Genomic DNA, 18,726 nt, shown 5'->3' with positions numbered 1-18,726 from the left:
TCACCATTATTTTGGAGATTTACTTTGCTTACTTTCCAGTTATCAAATAAGCGTTTTAAGCATTTCTTTGGTGGACTTAGCTCCGTCGCCATTACGCTATTAGGTTTGCTTGCATTGACGTTTTTTATCGGTCGAGTAATGCCCATCGACCCTGTTCTTTCTGTCGTAGGGCCAGATGCTGATAATTCAACGTATGAACAAGTTTACAAAGAAATGGGGTTAGATAAGCCCCTCTACACTCAGTATTTATATTATTTAAATGACATTGCTCATGGAGACTTTGGTAACGCCCTACTAACAGGTCGTCCAGTAATAGAAGATATTGCACGTGTTTTTCCTGCAACACTGGAGCTCGCCACTGTCGCGATTATCTTTGGTATTGTTATCGGCATTCCATTAGGTGTGTACGCTGCCGTTAACAAAGGTCGCGCTGTTGACCATATTATCCGAGTTATCAGCCTCTTTGGTTATTCAACACCCGTATTTTGGGTAGGGATGATAGGTCTAATTATCTTCTATGCTTGGCTTAATGTCGTTGGTGGATCTGGGCGCGTAGATTTAGCCTACGATGGCTTTGTCGACCCAGTTACTGGGATGTTATTGATAGATTCTGCTCTGGCAAGAGACTGGGATGTATTTCAAAGTGCGATTAAGCACATCATTTTGCCTGCCTTTATACTGGGATTGAACGCTGTTTCATTCATTACCCGTATGACACGCAGTTTCATGTTAGAGCAGCTTTCACAAGAATATATTTTGACTGCCCAAGTTAAAGGTTTGCCTAAACGTGTGGTTATCTGGCGTCACGCGTTTCGCAATATTCTTGTGCAATTGCTCACTATTATTACCCTCTCCTACGGCTCGTTATTAGAAGGTGCCGTTTTAATTGAAACGGTTTTTGCTTGGCCAGGTTTTGGACAATACCTTACTAGTAGCCTTTTGCTCGGTGATATGAATGCCGTGGTCGCATCAATTTTACTCATTGGTCTAATTTTTATATCACTGAATTTACTGACAGATTTGCTTTATCGAGTATTTGATCCGAGGACACGAAAATGATTACAAATTCAACAATGAAGTCGTCTTCAATCTCAAAATCAACTAATGCCAACCTAATGATGTTATTAAAAACGGTAGGTCATGGCTGTAAACGAATCATACGTAATCCTTTGACCGCTGCGGGTCTTGTTGTCGTGATATTGCTACTTGTAATAGCGGTATTCGCACCTTGGATTGCAACTCATAATCCGCTTGCTCAGCAGCTCAGCAATAGCTTACAGGCACCTAGCGCTGAGCATTGGTTCGGTACCGATGAATTTGGAAGAGACATCTTTAGTCGTCTTGTCTATGGTTCTCGTATAACCCTGTATATCATTGCATTAGTTACCATAATTGTTGGACCAATAGGTTTAGCAATAGGCACCATTTCAGGTTATTTCGGTGGCATCATCGATACCGTTTTCATGCGAATCACGGATATTTTCATTTCATTCCCTGGGCTTGTCCTAGCCTTAGCCTTTGTTGCTGCTTTAGGGCCTGGCCTTGAACATGCTGTTATTGCTATTGCTCTAACAACTTGGCCGCCTATAGCACGCTTGGCAAGAGCAGAAACCCTTCAATTGCGTAAAGCGGATTATATTGTTGCGGTTCAATTACAAGGTGCCTCTGCTACACGAATCATTTTTCGCCATATTGTTCCAATGTGCCTATCTTCCGTCATCGTTCGTCTAACAATGAATATGGCTGGAATTATTTTGACCGCAGCAGGTTTAGGCTTCTTAGGACTTGGTGCTCAGGCTCCTTTGCCTGAATGGGGGGCGATGATATCTACAGGCCGTAGCTATATGTTAGAAAATTGGTGGCTCGTTGCCGCTCCAGGCGCTGCAATTATGCTCGTCAGTCTGGCATTCAATTTACTTGGCGATGGTTTACGTGACCTACTCGACCCTAGAAACTAAAGGTGTGATTTTTATGGAAGATACAAAATTAGAAGTTAAAAATCTCCAAATTAGCTTTTCTCATGAAGGGAGCCAAGTAAATGCGGTACGTGATGTCTCATTTACTCTAGGGCAAGAGAAGCTAGCGATCGTTGGAGAGTCTGGATCAGGTAAATCGACGGTGGGCCGAAGTTTATTAAAACTTCACCCTAAAAATGCCACAGTGAAAGCCGAAAAATTGCAATTTGGTGATATCGATTTGTTACAGGCAAACGATAAAACCATGCAGAATATTCGCGGCCGCAGAATATCGATGATAATGCAAGATCCAAAATACTCACTGAATCCTGTCATGAAAGTTGGCGATCAAATTGCGGAAGCTTACCTTGCTCATTACAAAGTAAGCAAAAAAATCGCCAAAGAAAAAGCCATAACTATGCTTGAAAAAGTACAAATTCGTGACCCAGAGCGAGTCTACTCTCTTTACCCTCATGAAGTATCAGGCGGAATGGGTCAAAGGGTTATGATTGCAATGATGTTAATTCCTGAGCCAGAAATAATCATTGCGGATGAACCCACCTCTGCACTTGATGTATCCGTTCAGCGCCAAGTACTTAACTTACTTGATGAGTTGATCAGCGAACGCAATATTGGGCTTATCTTTATTAGTCATGACCTAGATCTGGTACGTAATTACTGTGACCGCGTACTGGTTATGTACGCAGGCCGAGTTGTGGAATCTATTAAGGCCAGTGAACTTGAAAATGCGCAACACCCATACACACAAGGCTTACTCAAAGCACCGCCTAGAATAGGCGATATTCGAAACCGCCTTCCAACCCTGCAAAGGGATCCAAGCTGGTTATTCAATTAAGGGGGAGCTTTATGAATATAATCGACATTGAAAAACTCAACTTATCTTTTGGTAGTGGTGTTAATGAAAGCAAAGTTTTACACGACGTTTGTCTTCAGATTCAGGCAGGAGAATCCTTTGGTCTAGTAGGTGAATCTGGCTCAGGAAAAACAACTGTCTTACGCTGCCTTGCAGGACAATACCATCACTGGTCAGGTCAGCTGTCTGTGAATGGCGAGCAATTGCAACATAAGCTCGACAAAAAACGCTGCATCGATATGCAAATGGTTTTTCAGGATCCATACGGATCATTGCACCCAAGACACAGTATTGAGACCGCGTTAGCGGAACCTTTGAAAATTCATAAAATGGACAACAGAGACGAACGGATTACCACCATACTGAAAAAGGTAGGCTTGGATAATAGCTTCCGCTATCGGTCGCCACATCAATTATCTGGGGGGCAACGTCAACGCGTAGCTATCGCTAGAGCCTTGATACTTGAACCAAAGATCCTTTTATTGGATGAACCTACTTCAGCGCTGGACGTTTCAGTGCAAGCTGAAATCTTAAATTTATTAAAAGACTTAAAGGAAAAAGAAGGTCTAACGTATCTTATGGTTACTCATGATTTGGGTGTCGTGTCTTATCTCTGTGATCGTGTTGCCGTTATGCAAAGTGGCCGCATTGTAGAAACCATATCCTCTGACGATCTTGCTAATCATAATGCATCAGAACCTTACACCAGAATGCTTCTGGATTGTTGCTATCATACAGAAGCAACAAACGTAACAGCTGAATCTAATATTTATTAGAGCATACAAATAGTGTTTTTAAGCGCTCAGTAAAAGAGCGCTTTTTTTCATTTCAGACCAATAGCTAAACGACACTATTTCATAAATTCATCTTGGTTCTTATTCTACGAATACGCCCCGCCTGAGAAATACTCGAATTGTAAAACGCTACGTTGCATTTTTTGCAGTGCTTTCATTAGATTAAACAGTTAAACACAGTAATAAGAAGCGTTATCATTACTAAACTTGATTTGGTTTCTTTATACCCTCAATACTCCAGCTCGCACTGAAGCGTACTGCTTATTGAAAATATTCATTTTTAAGGAATGTATGTTATGACGTTTAATCGCCCTTCGTTTAAGAAAATATTACTGTGTGCTGGTTTAGCCGCTTCTTTTACTACATTCGCAGCGGAACATACTGTTAGCACGAAATACGGTAATGTTAAGGTTAATGACGAGGTAAAACGTGTGGTTACTTTATCCGAAGATGCCTTAGATAGCGCGATTGCTTTGGGATTTAAACCTTTGGCGGCGGTTGCTACACGGGGTGGTGATTCCGTCGCAGAGTACATTCAAGATCGTGTCGGCAATATCAGCATCGTGGGCACTTCGAGACAAAACAACTTAGAAGCCATCGTTGCTCAGCGACCAGACTTGATTCTAGCATCAGCGACTTTGTCCCAAGATCAATACAATATTCTTTCGAAAATCGCACCAACTGTCGTGCCAAAATCCCCAGGAATAGTTACAGGTTCATGGGAAACGATAGCCCACGTTTATGCTGATGCATTGAACAAGACTGACGAAATGGATGTCATTCTTGCTGATATAGAGAAACGTGCAAGTGCGCTTAAAAACAAGATTACAACTAAATTACCTCAAAATGAGCGTTCAGCAACACTTGCTCGCTGGATGCCTCAAGGACCTGTCGTCATGTCTTCACAGATTTTTGCACCTGACATCCTAGCTTCCGTTGGTTTTGAGATTAACGATGCAGGTGTCGTCAAAGAAGGACGTCCACACAGTAGCCCTCTTAGCTTAGAAAATTTATCTAAAGTGGACAATGACTGGTTGTTCTTGGCAACACTGAACAATGAAGGCAATGCCGCACTCGAAGCCGCTAAAACCTCGCCTTCGTTTTCTCGCCTAAATGTTGTTAAAGAAAACCACGTTATGACTGTTAACGGACAGCTTTGGACAAGTGCGGCGGGACCATTGGCAGCGCATGCAATTTTAGACACCATTGAAACTGTTATTGATAAAAAGATGAATTAAACTCGATGCAAAGTTGGTTTCTTAAGTCTCCAGCTCAGCGACCATTGTTTGCCGTCTTAGTGTCAGCACTTTTTGTGTTGGCACTTTGCTGCTTGCTGAGCTTATTATTTGGTGCTGGAGGGTTAACCCCTCAGGCTTCCCTTCAAACCTTATTTGGTAACGGTTCTCCAGACGACGAATTTACGGTTTTCCATCTGCGCTCAACAAGAACATTAATTGGATTATTTGTTGGTTTAACGCTAGGTATTGCTGGCGCGTTAATGCAAGCCGTGGCTCGTAATCCTTTAGCCGAGCCAGGCTTGCTTGGTGTCAGTGCAGGCAGTTCATTTGCCGTCGCCATGGCACTTGTCATGGGAGCCAGTACAGCAACGTTAACGGTTGGCATCGCGCAGTTAGGAGCCTTAATTGGCTGTATCTGTGTGCTTGGTGCGGCGCGTATGCAAGGTCAACACAACGACCCTATTCGCCTTGTACTTGCTGGTGCTGCGTTATCTAGTCTGCTATTAGCCATGACGTCACTTATTCTCTTATTCGATCAAAGAGCGGCAGACGAAATTCGCTTTTGGGTCACTGGAAGTGTTGCTGGTCGTGACACCCACACGCTAATGTCCGTTTTGCCTTCCATGTTAGTTGCCGCTGCTTGCGTTCTATACACGGCAAAGCCGCTGGCTTCGTTAGCTTTAGGTGAGCGTGTCGCTATTGGTCTTGGACACAAGCCAAGACGAATTCGCGGCATTATCATTATCGCGGTAGCCTTGCTCGTAGGCGGTGCCACGGCAATAGCCGGTCCCGTAGCCTTTATCGGCTTAGTGGTTCCTTTTGCTGCCAGAGCCTTAGTTGGCCCTGATATTCGTAGAACATTATGGCTATGCTTACCTCTTGGGCCAATTATTGTGATAAGTGCTGACATTATTTCGCGACTTGTCGCACAACCTACAGAAATGCCTCTGGGCGTGCTCACCGCCATCGTCGGTGCCCCTGTGCTTTTATTGATTGTCCGATCACGTAGGCTGCCCACATTATGATTAACCAAAGCCTTTCCATGCCAGATACTCCGACCAGCAACACAAGTCCAAATGGCTATAGACTCGTTTCTATTGGCCAACATGCGCAAATCCTAATAGAGAAAGAAGCGATTGTTCGCAACACTTGGCTTTTGCTTGTCTTATTTTTTGCCAGCATCATTACTCTTGGCAGCGGCACTATGGCTATTTCGCCAAAAGAAGTCGTTGATGTCCTCTTAGGACAGGGTGATACCATGAATCAATTTGTTGTCAAAGATTTACGCTTACCACGATTATTGGCCGCTATTTATACCGGTGCAGCCTTCAGTTTGGCGGGTTGTTTGATGCAAACAATGGCTCGAAATCGTTTGGCAACACCAGGTATCATTGGTATCGACAATGCAGCTATGGCCTTTGCGGTCTCCTCCATTGTTGGCATGAGTGTATCCTTGGCCCCTTCCTTTATGGCCCTAGCAGGCGCAGCAACCGCAACAGCATTGGCATTTGGCTTGGCTGGTGGAAGTGGCACTCGTGGCTATCGCTTCATTGTTGCAGGCATTGGGATTGGCGCTATAGCTGGCGCAGTAACTCAGCTCTTATTAAGCCAAGTCAGTATTGATGTTGCCAATAGCGCGTATCCATGGACGGTCGGAAGTCTCAGTGCTCGCGATCCTTTCATGGTCAATACGTTGAGTATTGGCATTGCCATTTGTGTCATTGGCTGTCTTTTGTTTTCAAGACAATTTGCTCTATTACCTTTTTCAGATCAGGTTATTACTGGGCTTGGTGCCAATATAAAACACATCAGAATACTCGCGCTAATTCTGTGTATTACCTTAACTGGACTGGCTGTCGCTGTCGCTGGGCCGGTTGGTTTAGTTGCGTTGGTTGGACCTGAAATTGCCCGTGTTCTTTCTCGCTATCGAGGTATTCCTCTTATTAGTTCCGCGCTCACTGGTGCACTGGTTATGATGCTCTCCGATCTATTTGGGCGAACTGTTTTATCTCCTATCGAATTACCAGTAGGCATTGTGACTGCTGTGATAGGTGGACCTTATTTAATTTGGATACTCGTTAGACGCTCTTCAAGGAGTTCGTTATGACAGCTACTGCTTTTAAACAAAAGCCCAACACTTTTAGCGCCAGCCTTAGCGCAGATAAACTAAGTCTAAAACATGGCAAAATAAGCATTATCGATCAATTAAACGTTACCTTACCAGAAGGCCAAGTAACGGCGATTGTCGGGCCAAATGGCTGTGGAAAATCCACTTTATTGAACGGACTATCTCGTGTTCATACGCCCAGTTCAGGCGTTGTAATGTTAGATGGTAAAGATATCCACTCATTGCCATCTAAGGAAGTGGCTCGTCGTCTTGCCCTATTACCACAAGACACTTTGGCACCTGATGGCATCACCATAGAAGAACTCATACGATTTGGCCGTCATCCACACCAAAGCTTATTAAGACAATGGGCAATGGATGACCAAGAAGCCATAAAATATGCTTTGCAGGCTGCAGATCTTGAGGGTTTAAAAGACCGTCTACTGGACACCTTGTCAGGTGGTCAACGTCAGCGCGCTTGGATAGCTATGTCCATTGCACAAGAAACGCCTTTATTACTGTTAGATGAACCAACATCTGCACTTGATCTTGGCCACCAGATCGAAGTTTTCGAGCTGATACGAAATCTATCTCGGCAAGGTAAAACATTAGCGATGGTTGTTCATGATTTACCAAGTGCGTGTCGATATTCAGACCATATCATCGCCATGAAAGAAGGTGAAATATTGACGCAAGGGAGTCCAAAAGACATTATGACCAAAGAGCTGGTACGTGAACTCTACGGTGTTGATTGCGACCTTATGCCCGACCCTATGACAGGAAGCCCTATTCTAATCAACATCAGACGCCTGAAAAGCTAATCGCAAAGTACAAAATAAAGCCTTCTTATGAAGTTTTATAATGCAATTGGGCAAACTAAAACTGAAAAGAAGGCAATTTGTTTTAAAATGGCCAATTTGATTTTACTCACCCCCCTCTTATCGAAGATAATCTCTCTATCATTTTTTATCGACCTCTTAGCTCGATAACTGTCCTGCACATACGCCCTATTTAGTGGAAATACGTTTCAATGGAAATCAAAGTTAATTTTCTCGACAATCTCAGACTAGAAGCCAAGTTTGATGATTTTACCGTCACTGCAGATCAGCCAATACGCTACAAAGGCGATGGCTCAGCACCCAGTCCATTTGATTATTTCCTAGCTTCCTCTGCGTTATGTGCCGCCTATTTCGTCAAGGTATATTGTAAGTCTCGCGATATCTCGACAGACAATATTCGCTTGTCTCAGAATAATATCGTCGACCCAGAAGACCGTTATAATCAGATTTTTCAAATTCATGTCGAGCTGCCTGACGATATTTCAGATAAAGACCGCCAAGGCATTTTGCGCTCTATTGATCGCTGCACAGTAAAAAAAGTCGTACAAACTGGTCCTGAATTCAAAATTGAGACCGTTGAAAACTTAGACGCTGACGCCAATGCTATGTTAATGGGCCAACCAGACGGCTCATCCAACACTTTCATTCCTGGGAAAGACTTACCACTGGAAGAAACCATCAGTAACATGACGGCTATGTTAGCCGATCTTGGGATGAAAATTGAAATATCATCTTGGCGTAACATAGTGCCAAACGTTTGGTCGTTGCACATTCGTGATGCAGCCTCTCCAATGTGCTTTACCAACGGCAAAGGCGCCTCTAAAGAAAGCGCTCTGTGTTCTGCTCTTGGGGAATTCATCGAACGTTTAAACAACAACTTTTTCTATAATGATCAGTTTTTTGGTACCGAAATCGCTAACAGTGATTTTGTTCATTACCCGAATGAAAAATGGTTTGCATTAACAGAAGACGATTCCTTACCGGAAGGCATCTTAGATGATTACTGCTTGGAGATTTACAATCCAGACGATGAGCTGCGCGGCTCACACTTGATCGATACAAACTCAGGCAATAAAGCCCGTGGTATTTGCACCATTCCTTACACACGCAAATCCGATGGGGAAACGGTTTATTTCCCATCAAACCTCATCGAAAACTTATTCTTAAGCAACGGCATGAGCGCGGGTAATAACCAACAAGAAGCGCAAGTACAATGCTTATCTGAAATCATCGAGCGTGCGGTAAAACGCCAGATTATCGAAGACGAGATTGTCTTGCCGGATGTACCAATGGCAGTGTTGGAACAATACCCAAGCATCCTTGCTGGCATCAAAGGGCTAGAAGAACAAGGCTTTCCAATCCTAGTGAAAGACGCGTCGCTTGGTGGCCAGTTCCCAGTCATGAACGTTACATTAATGAACCCAAGAACTGGCGGTGTGTTTGCTTCTTTTGGTGCTCACCCAAGTTTCGAAGTTGCTTTAGAACGTAGTTTAACTGAGTTAATGCAAGGACGTAGTTTCGAAGGCTTAAACGATGTACCAAAGCCTACCTTTAACAGTATGGCCGTTACAGAACCAGAAAACTTCGTTGAACACTTTATTGACTCAACAGGCGTTATTTCTTGGCGCTTCTTCAGTGACCAAGCTGACTATGATTTTGTCGAATGGGACTTTTCTGGGACCAGCGAAGAAGAAGCTAATGCGTTATTTGGTATCTTAGAGGACCTAGATAAAGAAGTGTATGTAGCCGAGTTAACAGACTTAGGCGCTGCCGCTTGTCGTATTTTGGTTCCAGATTATTCCGAAGTCTATCCAGTAGAAGACTTAGTTTGGGATAATACCAACAAAGCGCTGGATTATCGTGAAGATATTCTAAACCTACATGCCTTAAGTGATGATCAATTAGAAGACTTAGTTAATCGTCTAGAAGAAAGTCAACTAGATAACTATACCGACATCCCAACCTTGATTGGCATTGTATTTGATGAAAATACCGTCTGGGGACAGTTAACCATTATGGAGCTTAAGATTCTAATTTACTTGGCTCTTGGTGCCCATGAAGACGCACTAGAACTGGTGGGTGAATTTTTACAATTCAACGACAACACAGCGGAGCGAGGCTTATTTTATCAAGCCATGAATTGTGTACTAGAAGTCACTCTAGACGATGAATTAGAACTGGATCATTTTGTTCATAGCTTCAGCCGAATGTTTGGTAAAGAAGTCATCGATAACGTTATTGGCTCCGTTAAAGGCGATGTGCGCTTTTACGGTTTAACCAAAACCAGCATGCAACTTGAAGGCATTGAACCACATTTGCGCTTAATTGAAAGTTATAAGAAACTTCATCAAGCGCGTAAAGCACATTCATTGAAATAAAAAACGTACACCATGAGAGGCCATTTAATGCTAAAGAGTATCGTCCGCCAGTCCCGCTTTGTATTGATTGGCCCTTTATTATTAACATTAAATGGCTGTGAATCTATGTCACTGTCCTTCAATTCTGTGGATTCTGTTAATACACTTTCCAATCAAATTAAAGAGGCAGACGACATAAAAGATGTAAAAGCCATTGCCAAGCAGGTAAAAGCCACTAGCAAAGTTATTCGGGCTGATATTGAAGCAATAAGAGCCTTATACGCCGAACTTGATCAGAAAGTGAATAAGCGATGGGGCAAGGATAATAGCGAGTTACCCGAAAAGAAAAAGTACGTAAAATACACCAATGATTATCAAGCGAGAACAATCGTCGATTTTGAAAAAGGCACAGTTCGGGTCGAAACATTAACCACGGATCGACCGCTTGAAACCCTAAAGCAAGCGGTATCAACCACGTTACTCACCACCTCTGACCCGTCTAAAACGGATATTTTTTCGAGCGATGCACCGGATACGGAAGGCGTCCCCTTCTTGTACCCTCAGGTCATAGATCACGATGGCAAGGTTGTTCAATATCGCTGGCGAGCAGAACGCTATGCCGATTATTTAGTGTCTAAACAATTGAAACGATCCAGCTCAAATGGCAAATCCGTTTATGCAGTAGAGTTCAATCTCGCCCCACAACATGAGCACCTAAGACAAGAAAAATACAGCCAATATGTCATCGCTGCTGCGAAACGCTACAACCTATCTCCGGCGCTTATCTACGGAATCATAGAAACGGAAAGCTCGTTTAACCCCTATGCAGTTAGCCCAGCGAACGCCTACGGTTTGATGCAAGTTGTTCCGGCGACAGCTGGACGAGATGTTTATAACTTAGTGAAGAAAAAATCAGGGGAGCCGACTAAAGAGGTGTTGTTTGTACCAGAAAACAACATTGATATTGGCAGCGCTTACCTACATATTTTGCAAACGCGCTATCTTGTTAAAGTCAGCAACAAGATCAGTCAAGAATACTCTATGATATCGGCCTATAATGGTGGCACAGGCAATGTGTTAAAAACCTTTGATCCTAATGACCGAACGAGAGCGATGAACAAAATTAATCAAACATCCACTAGTAACGTCTATAAGAAGCTTAGGTACGACCACCCTAGATCAGAATCCAAAATGTACCTAGAGAAAGTCACCAAAGCGAAAAAGAAATACGAATAGTCTTTAAACACTTTGGTGACAAAGTCGAAAAATTGGCACGTTATAGGCGTAAACCAATTGGCAAGCTCTCACCGACCAAGGCATTCAATTCGTCGCTGTTAATCTCGATTTGACTTTCTAAACGCTCCAACCATTGAGCGGGGCATTTGTCTTTTTTGAGTTTATTCGCGACTTTCTTTCGAAACGCGCTCAGCTTATCAGATTCCCCAACGCTCACCTGGCTCATTAACACCGCAGCCAATCCAGCTTGCTTACGCTTCTTCCAATCTTCCTTGAGGACAGTTTCTAAAATCGGAAAAAGTGTTTCTTCTGCAATTCTCTCCTCTTGCTTGCCAGATAAAAGATGACGTGAGGCTATGCGTCCTATCGTCCACCAAGCGGTGTCTGGCTCCGAGGTCTTTTGCAAACGCTTTAGCAGCCAATCTATGGTTACGGTTTTGTCTTCATTCGACAGGCGTTCTAGCGCGCCAACTAGACGAATCAGATCATCACTCGACTTAGTGGTCAGCGCCTTCATTTTGTCACGAGATCGCTGCCCTGATGGTGAATAATATTGGCTAAACTGCTTAAACAAATGCGTTTGCTGCTCAACGGATAAACCACCAGCAATACGGCGATATAAGGTCCAATATTGCCCCCAAACTGGCGCAGTATCATACTGAGCCCCCGCTTTAGTAATGTTCACCACTTGCTGAACACGAGCTAAATCATCGGTGGCACCAAAGCCTGGACGCAAACAATACCCCATGAGCTGTAACCATTGTCGCTCATGTTGAGCACTTTTGGTTCGACCTGACTTCAAACTTAAAAGCTTATCAACCAAACGTCGAGACGTTGCAAGATTCCAGACATCTCGATTGCCAAGCAACTGATCCAAATCCTGCTTAAGTGATTTCACCAGATCAGGATGTTGTTTTTGTCCTACACTAGAAAAGCATTTAGCCAAGTGCTCTTCTGCTTGCCCCATATTGGCATGAAGCAAACCGCTTTCATCTGCTTGTGCAGACTCTTGAGAAGAACTGGCATGTGTTGAAAAATCCAAACGCCATTGGTCTTGTTTATTGTTAGCTTTTAGCTCAACTTGTAAGACACCCACTTCGGTCATTTGTACCGACAGCTTTACAGGCACTTCTTCAGAGTCGATAGAGCCGTCCAGCTCGGTCATCAAGGTAGAAATATAATGTAAGCCCTCTTGGTTACGCACTGTACCAACCGCACAATCAATATGGTCATCAGAGCGATATAAAGGAAACTGAACTTGCTGCCCCAAGGTGACAAAAAACTCTTGCTCTAAAACGATGGCATCGCCTTTTAAGGTACCTTTCGGCAAGATACCAACAAATTGATCATCTCCTACTTGCAAATACAAACTGTGTGCCACACCACTTTCAATGCGTGCACTTTCTCCCGCCAAAGCAGTTAAATACTTCACTGCGCCTTTGGCAACAGCATCGTTAGGTTCATCCGCTGCGCAAGCAAGGATAGGCTCAGCACGCCAATCGTTAAGTTGCTCTAACAAACGTGCTTTTAATACTGGGCTATTAAATAAACCACCATTAAACAACACCGCATCAGGCATACCCGAACCTGTCGCAGCTTCAATGGCCGACCTATGCTGTTGCAAAAATGCCGCTAAATGACGAGTGAAAGCAGGGTCCGATTCATAGGGCAAACCCAAGGTATGCATGGCGTAATCGCTTTTTTGCACCTTGTCAGCCGCATCCACTAAAGGAAAAAAACCACTGGTTATTTGCTCTAACAAGGTATTTCTGAAAACATCAAACTTTTGCGAACCACCAATTAGACGACTGCCGCCGCCCAGTACGGTAATGGTTAATGACTCTGGTGCATTTTCACCTAATAGCGTTTCTTTAGCCTGACGAGTTTGCTGAACCAACGCGGCTAAGCGCGAGGCAGACAATGCTGAAATCTGTTTGGGGTCTAGCTGAAATGCCAAGGCTTGATCAAGGTTATCGCCACCAAGTAATAAATGCTCGCCTACCGCAATACGCTTAAGAGAAACATTCTTCCCCTTTGACGACACAGGCTTAATTGCAACCAAACTAAAATCGCTGGTACCCCCGCCAATATCCACCACTAAAAGCATTTTCTTATCTGCTATGGCCGCGAGTTTTTCATCATCGCTTATATAGTGATAGCAAGCCGCTTGTGGCTCTTCAAGAAGGTACAAATCCTTTAAACCTGCTAGCTTGGCTGCTTCCAACGTTAAAGCTCTCGCTTCTTCATCAAAGGAAGCAGGTAAGGTCAAGGCAATGGATTGATATTCTAATGGTGCATCAGCAAAGCGGTAATCCCAGCTTTGCTTAATGTGCGACAAGAGTATTCTACTCGCATCTAATGGACTGAGCTTTTTCGAGAACTCACTTGCCCAAGGCAAAATGGCTGATCGCCTATCAACCTGACGATGGCTAAGCCAGCTTTTCGCACTTTGTATCAATTGCCCTGCTCGTCGCTGGCCAAGAGCCAAAGCTCCAACACCAACAACTCGCTCTTTATCACAATGACGCCAAGGCAAAACAGGATCGATTTTACCCACTTCATCAGACGCTAAGACATAAATAGCACTTGGCAAATATACGAACTCTTGTACAGAACCATCCGCCATCACTTGAGGAATCGACAAGAGTTCGGGTTCGCTTTCTGCACAGACAGAAACATCGCTATTAATCGGCGTGTAAGAGACAACACAATTGGTTGTCCCTAAATCAATACCGACTCGATAAGTAGCAGGAAAAGCCGCTTTCGCCATCTTTTAAGACTCCCTAACTTGAAACTCAATAGTCCAACTCAGGTCTGATTGGGTGTCATGGGCTTGTAGCAGCAATTGCCCCAATTCAGTTACACGGGCCGTCAAATACACACGAACCATGTCACCAGCTTGATAATGACCTGCATCTAAGCGAACCGATAAAGGGTTTAGTTCATTTAGCTGTGCAATTGAAAACGACGCAATGACTTTACCAACCGAATCCACTTCACTCGTTTTTGACTGGAAAAAACGAAATGTCACACTTTCGCCAACAACAAGCGAAAATTCATTCGGCAGCATTTGCTCATCTGAACCTTCCTCCAGACCAAATGGTGCCACGCAGATCGCATCGACAGGTGGTGCCATTCCAGGAATAGCAGGCATTGGACTTGCAACACCAATGTAATAATTGGCCGCTAAACCACTTTTTACTTTTACACCACCTTCTGCTTGCACTTGAGCATAATACGTTGCGCCTTTGGCAACCGCATGATCCAAATGTGAAGGTGTCAGCATGGTTAACTCACTGCCACCGGATGATTCAGACAGCATTGAAGCCAAACGTGTTTCTAAAGTATTGCGAATCAAACTGGCATTGAATACACCGCCGTTTAGCAAAACCTTACTTGGTTTCACATCATGCTGAGACAAAAACTCACTGATATGGCGAGTGATCGCAGGGTCACCCTCGTAATCCAAATTAATCGCACTGAAACCACTGCGCGCTGCTTTTTGAGCTTGTTCACCCAGCTGCACTTGCGGAAAAAAACCATCAATTAATAGCTGTTGAACATCATTTCGCGTCAAGGTCGCTTTAATGCTGTTATTGAATAAACTACGGCCACGACTAGGCACCACGACGCTGACTTCTTCTAAGTCTGCATTGGTTAACAAGCGTTCTTTGGCCTCTCGACACGCCTGTGTTAGACCGCTAATTTGCCAAGCCTCAAGATGGGTGCCATTTTGCGCGAGCTGAGCCGCCAGATGGTAAGTTAACGTGAGGTCCATATTGTCGCCACCAAGCAAAATATGACGACCAACAGCCACCCGCTCTAAACTTAAAGCGCCTTCTTGCTCGACTGATTGGATCAAAGACAAATCCGTCGTGCCACCACCAACATCAACAACCAAAATATGCTCGTTAACTTCTAGGTTATCAGTCCAATTTTGTTGATCACTTAACCAAGCGTAAAACGCGGCTAATGGCTCTTCGATCAAACGAGCACGTAAGCCAACTTTTTCCGCTGCTTGCTCAGTAATGGCACGAGCGGCAGGGTCAAAGGACGCTGGAACCGTAATGACAACGGTTTGCTCAGTAATAGGAGCATCAGGAAATTGATTTCCCCATGCGCTAACCAAATGCGCTAAAAGGGTTTCTGTGACCTGTGCTGGAGACACTTTTTGCACTTCTTCTAGCGCATCGACAGGTAAAACCGCTTCGTCTGCACTAACTCTCGAATGGCACAGCCAGCTCTTAGCACTTTGCACCAATCGACCAGAAGATTTAGCACCAAGTTCTCGCGCCAGCTGGCCCACAATAGAAGCAGCCTTACCCCAAGGCAGCTGCAAATCGCTTTCCAAAAACTCACTTTGATGAGGAAAGTACACAAAGGAAGGCAATAAAGGACGAGCATCAACTTGGCCTGCTGCAATAAACTGCGGAATGGCTAATTGTTGAATACGCCCTACTTGTTCAGCTTCTGTTGATGTTTGTGTCGATGGAGAATAATAGACAGCAGAATGCGTGGTACCCAAGTCGATACCAATGAAATATTGACTCACTGAATTATACCTCGACTTCGGCTGGCGCTAGAATGGTTAGACTTTCTGTATTCGTCACTTTTGGTAAGCGTGTTTCAGTGACTTTCCAACCTGGGTGAATCAGCGTTCCAGCATAAGGGCCATCCCCTTCGACTTTACCTTCAAGCTTAATCTGCTTGGCATCATATCCAGACGGCACTTCAACACGGCTGTTCTCTACCGCAGTGTTGACAACAGATGTAGAGACCGCATCAATGGTAAAGTGTTGTTTCAATACTTTCGAACAGCCTGCATGAATTTGACGTGAAGCAGCACCAACATCAGCATCGCTATAATCATCAATGCTTTCTTGGATAAAATCGATAAAACGCGCTTCTTGTTGTAACAGTTGTAATAACTGATGGGCACCGTCTGCATTTACCGTATCCAAAATAGGAGCCGCGACTTCAACCTCACGAATCACTTCGACTTCTTTAGTAATGACTGTCGGCTCAACTTCAAAGGCAAATTGCTTACCTTCACTTATCGCCTGACAACGAGCGGCATAATCGCCGCTCGCCATGTATTTTATAAACTGACCAAAAGCGCCAAAAAAGCGCGGTACAAATGAAATTGGTTTAATTTTATTCGTCATAATTTATCCGTTTTGCATTTCTTCAAGCTCTAACCAACGCTCCATGGTTGTTTCAAGCTCTTCTTCTTTATGCGCTAACTTCGCTAAGGTTTTTTGAACATTCTCTGCATCTCCGGTATAGAACTCCGGTGAACTTGTGGTGACATGCAAAGCGGCAATTTCTTCTTCTAACTTAGCAATGGTGGCAGGCATCTCATCAAATTCACGCTGAATTTTGTAGCTAAGCTTCGCTTTAGGCTTGGCTGGTTCAGGCGTTTTCTGATTGGCCTGTTCAGCATTACTTGCTTCTACCTTAGCTTTTTCCTTTTTAGATGGCACATCATCCGTTTGTGAAGTGGATTCAGTTGGGAACTTACCACCTTGGCGAATCCAATCTTGATAGCCACCAACATATTCTTTTACTCGGCCTTCGCCTTCAAAAGCAATAACGCTGGTGACCACGTTGTCTAGGAAAGAACGGTCGTGACTTACCAATAACAAAGTGCCATCGTAATTCATTAAAAGTTCTTCTAATAACTCCAGCGTCTCTACATCCAAGTCGTTGGTCGGCTCATCCATAATGAGCAAGTTAGCAGGTTTGGTGAATAGCTTCGCTAGCAACACTCGGTTACGCTCACCACCTGATAACGCTTTGATTGGTGTTCGTGCACGTTCTGGCGGGAAAAGAAAATCGCCAAGGTAGCCAATCACATGTTTGTTCTGACCGTTGATTTCGATAACGTCTTTGCCTTCACCAACGTTCTCTGCGACGGTTTTTTCAGGGTCAAGTTGCTCACGCAACTGGTCGAAATACGCCACGTTAAGTTTGGTGCCCTGGCGAACAGTACCTGTCTGTGGCTCCAGATTACCCAAAAGAATCTTTAAAAACGTACTTTTACCGCAACCATTGGGGCCAATCAAACCAATACGGTCACCGCGATTCACAATAAAATCCATCGGCTGCAAAATGACTTTGTCTTCGAAAGAGTGGCCAACTTGCGTAAACTCCGCCACCAACTTGCCAGACTTCTCTTTCGTTTCAATCGCCATTTTTGCATTGCCTTGGCGATTAATACGTTCAGAGCGCTCTTCACGAAGTGCCTTCAAGGCACGAACTCGACCTTCGTTACGGGTACGACGTGCTTTAATGCCCTGACGAATCCAAACCTCTTCTTCAGCAAGACGTTTATCAAACAAGGCGTTTGCACGCTCTTCTTCTTCCAACATTTTTTCTTTAAAAGCTAAGAACGCGGTGATGTTACCGCTAAAGGAAATAAGATTGCCGCGGTCTAGCTCAATAATACGATTGGCTAATTTTTCTAGGAAGCGACGATCATGGGTAATAAACAAAATCAAACCACGAAATTGTTGAAGCTGCTGCTCCATCCATTCGATTGTCGGCACATCCAAATGGTTAGTCGGTTCGTCGAGTAGCAAGACATCTGGATTAGAAATAAGTGCCTGCGCTAAAATAACGCGACGACGCCAACCACCAGACAGTTCCGACATCAACTTGTCAGCAGGCAAAGCCAAACGTTGAACCATATGATTCACTCGTTGCTCTAGGTCCCAGCCCTGAATTCGATCCAATTCAGTTTGGATATCACTTAGCTCATTTGAGTGATCATTTTCAAAATCTTCTAATAACTTAAAGTAACGAGTCATTAAGGAATGTGCTTCACCAGCCCCTTCACTCACAACTTCACGTACCGTTTTTTCATTTGCATCAGGCAATTCTTGAGGAAGCTGAGCAACCTTCATTCCGCCTTCAATGCGTACCACACCTTCATCAGGTACTTGCTCACCAGAGATGACTTTTAATAATGTGGATTTGCCTGCACCATTACGACCAATAATTGCAACACGCTCTCCAGCCTCTGCTGAAAAACTAATCTTTGACAACAGTGGATTATGACCGAAAGCGACACTAATCTGTTCTAACGACAATAGACTCATATCTATCCATATAAAGTAAAAATTTTGTGGCGGTATAGTATCATCCTTCTAAGCGAAGGTTCAGCAAATAGACGCTATCAATTGATAAAAAGAAAAGGATTCTTATTTTAAAAAAGCATTTTTTGCTTTTCTCCAAACAGCTGCTATCTGTAAAACTATTAGCAAAGAGATTTCATAAAACCCCTTTATTCATTCTTGTTTGAGCCTATACTAAAGTCGCTTAATA

General features: G+C 43.8%; 14 protein-coding genes. 10 read left to right on the top strand and 4 right to left on the bottom strand.

Features of this window, described 5'->3' with window-relative positions; all coding sequences use genetic code 11:
• The first annotated feature begins 24 nt into the window (after positions 1–24).
• From DFP75_RS03605 to DFP75_RS03560, 10 genes are all read left to right on the top strand, one after another.
• A complete protein-coding gene (locus tag DFP75_RS03605) occupies positions 25–1,059 on the top strand; it encodes an ABC transporter permease (RefSeq protein ID WP_217495009.1) in 1,035 nt (344 codons plus the stop codon).
• Positions 1,056–1,958: a nickel transporter permease gene (gene nikC / locus DFP75_RS03600; protein WP_110572296.1), complete on the top strand. Its 903-nt coding sequence runs from the start codon at positions 1,056–1,058 to the stop codon at positions 1,956–1,958. Before DFP75_RS03605 ends, nikC begins: the two co-directional genes overlap by 4 nt.
• Before the next feature lie 13 nt (positions 1,959–1,971).
• The gene (locus tag DFP75_RS03595) at positions 1,972–2,811 is read left to right on the top strand and encodes an ABC transporter ATP-binding protein (RefSeq protein WP_110572294.1); all 840 of its coding nucleotides are present in this window, start codon (positions 1,972–1,974) and stop codon (positions 2,809–2,811) included.
• An 11-nt stretch (positions 2,812–2,822) separates the two neighbouring features.
• Entirely contained in the window at positions 2,823–3,605 is a 783-nt protein-coding gene (locus DFP75_RS03590; RefSeq protein WP_110572292.1) for an ABC transporter ATP-binding protein, read from the top strand.
• Between the two features lie 314 nt (positions 3,606–3,919).
• The gene (locus tag DFP75_RS03585; protein WP_110572290.1) at positions 3,920–4,861 is read left to right on the top strand and encodes an ABC transporter substrate-binding protein; all 942 of its coding nucleotides are present in this window, start codon (positions 3,920–3,922) and stop codon (positions 4,859–4,861) included.
• A 5-nt stretch (positions 4,862–4,866) separates the two neighbouring features.
• Complete coding sequence (locus DFP75_RS03580; RefSeq protein WP_110572288.1) at positions 4,867–5,886, top strand: FecCD family ABC transporter permease; 1,020 nt, start codon at positions 4,867–4,869, stop codon at positions 5,884–5,886.
• Complete coding sequence (locus tag DFP75_RS03575; RefSeq protein WP_110572287.1) at positions 5,883–6,968, top strand: FecCD family ABC transporter permease; 1,086 nt, start codon at positions 5,883–5,885, stop codon at positions 6,966–6,968. The genes DFP75_RS03580 and DFP75_RS03575 overlap by 4 nt, the downstream gene beginning before the upstream one ends.
• Positions 6,965–7,789 carry an ABC transporter ATP-binding protein gene (locus tag DFP75_RS03570; protein ID WP_110572285.1) on the top strand — a complete coding sequence of 275 codons (825 nt, stop codon included), beginning with the start codon at positions 6,965–6,967 and terminating at the stop codon, positions 7,787–7,789. Before DFP75_RS03575 ends, DFP75_RS03570 begins: the two co-directional genes overlap by 4 nt.
• 209 nt (positions 7,790–7,998) lie before the next feature.
• Positions 7,999–10,185, top strand: a complete 2,187-nt coding sequence (locus tag DFP75_RS03565; protein WP_110572283.1) for an OsmC domain/YcaO domain-containing protein — start codon at positions 7,999–8,001, stop codon at positions 10,183–10,185.
• Between the two features lie 27 nt (positions 10,186–10,212).
• Complete coding sequence (locus DFP75_RS03560) at positions 10,213–11,400, top strand: murein transglycosylase domain-containing protein (RefSeq protein WP_110572282.1); 1,188 nt, start codon at positions 10,213–10,215, stop codon at positions 11,398–11,400.
• 40 nt (positions 11,401–11,440) lie between these two features.
• Here DFP75_RS03560 and DFP75_RS03555 read toward each other — a convergent pair whose 3' ends face one another.
• Genes DFP75_RS03555 through DFP75_RS03540 form a run of 4 tightly spaced genes read right to left on the bottom strand, consistent with a single transcriptional unit; the run spans position 11,441 to position 18,500 of the window.
• Positions 11,441–14,170, bottom strand: coding sequence for a hsp70 family protein (locus DFP75_RS03555; RefSeq protein ID WP_110572280.1), 2,730 nt, complete (start codon positions 14,168–14,170; stop codon positions 11,441–11,443).
• 3 nt (positions 14,171–14,173) lie between these two features.
• Positions 14,174–15,952 carry an Hsp70 family protein gene (locus tag DFP75_RS03550; protein ID WP_110572278.1) on the bottom strand — a complete coding sequence of 593 codons (1,779 nt, stop codon included), beginning with the start codon at positions 15,950–15,952 and terminating at the stop codon, positions 14,174–14,176.
• Between the two features lie 4 nt (positions 15,953–15,956).
• Positions 15,957–16,565: a DUF2760 domain-containing protein gene (locus DFP75_RS03545; RefSeq protein WP_110572276.1), complete on the bottom strand. Its 609-nt coding sequence runs from the start codon at positions 16,563–16,565 to the stop codon at positions 15,957–15,959.
• A gap of 3 nt (positions 16,566–16,568) precedes the next feature.
• Positions 16,569–18,500, bottom strand: coding sequence for an ATP-binding cassette domain-containing protein (locus DFP75_RS03540; protein ID WP_110572275.1), 1,932 nt, complete (start codon positions 18,498–18,500; stop codon positions 16,569–16,571).
• Positions 18,501–18,726 lie beyond the last annotated feature (226 nt).

The sequence above is a fragment of the Marinomonas alcarazii genome, from assembly GCF_003208215.1.
Classification (GTDB): Bacteria; Pseudomonadota; Gammaproteobacteria; order Pseudomonadales; family Marinomonadaceae; genus Marinomonas; species Marinomonas alcarazii.
This window is presented reverse-complemented; position numbering and strand designations above follow the sequence as displayed.

Excerpts from the sequence above, each read along its gene's own strand:
- DFP75_RS03595 (WP_110572294.1), top strand. The coding sequence starts at position 1,972 with ATGGAAGATACAAAATTAGAAGTTAAAAATCTCCAAATTAGCTTTTCT.
- DFP75_RS03545 (WP_110572276.1), bottom strand. The coding sequence starts at position 16,565 with ATGACGAATAAAATTAAACCAATTTCATTTGTACCGCGCTTTTTTGGC.
- DFP75_RS03575 (WP_110572287.1), top strand. The coding sequence starts at position 5,883 with ATGATTAACCAAAGCCTTTCCATGCCAGATACTCCGACCAGCAACACA.
- DFP75_RS03570 (WP_110572285.1), top strand. The coding sequence starts at position 6,965 with ATGACAGCTACTGCTTTTAAACAAAAGCCCAACACTTTTAGCGCCAGC.
- DFP75_RS03540 (WP_110572275.1), bottom strand. The coding sequence starts at position 18,500 with ATGAGTCTATTGTCGTTAGAACAGATTAGTGTCGCTTTCGGTCATAAT.
- nikC (WP_110572296.1), top strand. The coding sequence starts at position 1,056 with ATGATTACAAATTCAACAATGAAGTCGTCTTCAATCTCAAAATCAACT.
- DFP75_RS03555 (WP_110572280.1), bottom strand. The coding sequence starts at position 14,170 with ATGGCGAAAGCGGCTTTTCCTGCTACTTATCGAGTCGGTATTGATTTA.
- DFP75_RS03560 (WP_110572282.1), top strand. The coding sequence starts at position 10,213 with ATGCTAAAGAGTATCGTCCGCCAGTCCCGCTTTGTATTGATTGGCCCT.
- DFP75_RS03590 (WP_110572292.1), top strand. The coding sequence starts at position 2,823 with ATGAATATAATCGACATTGAAAAACTCAACTTATCTTTTGGTAGTGGT.
- DFP75_RS03565 (WP_110572283.1), top strand. The coding sequence starts at position 7,999 with ATGGAAATCAAAGTTAATTTTCTCGACAATCTCAGACTAGAAGCCAAG.
- DFP75_RS03580 (WP_110572288.1), top strand. The coding sequence starts at position 4,867 with ATGCAAAGTTGGTTTCTTAAGTCTCCAGCTCAGCGACCATTGTTTGCC.
- DFP75_RS03585 (WP_110572290.1), top strand. The coding sequence starts at position 3,920 with ATGACGTTTAATCGCCCTTCGTTTAAGAAAATATTACTGTGTGCTGGT.